Origin of the sequence: Nonomuraea sp. NPDC049141 (assembly GCF_040648415.1) — a bacterium.
GTDB lineage: Bacteria > Actinomycetota > Actinomycetes > Streptosporangiales > Streptosporangiaceae > Nonomuraea.
In genome coordinates, this window is the sequence record NZ_JBEZDR010000222.1 from 1 (window position 1) to 1,401 (window position 1,401).

The 1,401-nt window shown below is 72.8% G+C and carries 2 protein-coding genes and 1 pseudogene; all 3 read right to left on the reverse strand.

The features are described from left to right. Positions 1-230 (reverse strand): hypothetical protein (locus AB0B91_RS66010; RefSeq protein ID WP_358343232.1); only part of this gene is annotated, 230 nt, incomplete at its 3' end. A 55-nt stretch (positions 231-285) separates the two neighbouring features. Continuing rightward, positions 286-996 (reverse strand): ABC transporter permease subunit, encoded by a 711-nt coding sequence (locus AB0B91_RS66015; protein ID WP_357660479.1) that lies wholly within the window; start codon positions 994-996, stop codon positions 286-288. Between the two features lie 4 nt (positions 997-1,000). Continuing rightward, positions 1,001-1,401: pseudogene (locus AB0B91_RS66020) on the reverse strand (ABC transporter ATP-binding protein); the annotation flags it as partial.

Below are 1,401 nucleotides of genomic sequence, written 5' to 3' on the forward strand. Positions count from 1 at the left end.
GGCCCGCCGGTGGCGGCGATCAGCGCACCGGGGATCAGCACGAAGCCGGCCCACCAGTGGAAGTGCCCGGTGGCCTGCGCGGCCGTGGTGGTCGCCGCCGCCGCGAGCCCCGCCACCGCCAGGCTGACCATCCAGTGCCGACCGGCACCCGGATGGGACTCCCGCGACATCACCAGCCCCGTCTCCGCGCTCACGCCGTCAGCCTCGCGCAGCCGCCCGGACCGGTCCATCCGGCCAGCCCTACCATCGCAGGTGGGGCCGCCCGGACGACCGTCATGGCGGAGATCAGCTCGTCTCGCCGGCCACGCTGAACGAACGGAGCCGGTCGACCGCCAGCGCGGTGAACCCCACGCTGATCAGAGTGGCCATCACCGCCGCCACCGGCACCGAGACGCCGGCCTCCAGCAGCCCGGTGGGGGCCATCCGGTCGGCGATGCTGATCACGTACTGCTGGATGGAGAGCACCTTGGTGCCGCTGACGACGTTGCCGAGCAGCCCCTCCCAGATCAGCACGTAGACCAGGCCGAGCAGCACCGGCCGCCGGGTGAGGAGGCTGAGCGCCACGAACAGCGCCGAGTACGCCAGCGCACCGACCGCCGACGCGGCGGCGAGCGACAGCCCGAGGCGTACGGAGTCGGCCAGCACGCCCGCCACGTAGAGCGGCACGGCGACGGTGACCGCGGTGACGCCGGCGGCCACCGCCAGCTTGGGCAGCACGATCTGCCAGCGCGGCAGCGGCTTGGTCAGGATGTGCACGACCGTGCCGTCGTCGATCTCTGCCCCCAGCACGCCGGTGCCGACGATCAGGGCGACCACCGGGAGCACCACGGCCAGGCCGAGGCCGACCAGCACCGGCGGACCCCACTCGCCCGGGTCCACCCCGAGCGCGCGGGAGAGCACGGCGAGCAGCACCAGCACCACGGGCAGCGGCAGCAGCAGCAGGAACCGGCGGCGCCCGAACAGCCCCCGCACGGTGATCCAGGAAACGGTAGACATGGGTTCAGGCCTCCACGAGGTAGGAGAAGACGCTCTCCAGGGATTCGTCCTCGGGCACCAACTGCCGCACCCGGATGCCCTCCGCCAGGGCGATCTTCGGCAGGACGCGGGTGAACGCGCCGTAGTCGCCGGCCCGCACGGTCAACCCGGCGCGGCCCAGCTCGACCCCCGTCACCGACGCCTCCGCCATCAGCGCCACGGCGAGCGCCCGGTCGTCGGTGGAGTGCACGGCGAAGACGTGCGGCCGGTTGGTCATCAGCCGGCGGATCGTACGGAAGTCGCCGGAGGCGGCCAGCCGCCCGGCGACCATCACCTGGACGGTGCCGGAGACCTGCTCGACCTCCTCCAAAATGTGCGAGCTGAAAAGGATGGTCCGGCCAGCGTCGCCGAGGCGGTGCAGCAGCT

What these genes read in the sequence shown, in the direction of transcription:
- AB0B91_RS66015 (WP_357660479.1), bottom strand. Translation starts at nt 996, where the DNA reads ATGTCTACCGTTTCCTGGATCACCGTGCGGGGGCTGTTCGGGCGCCGC.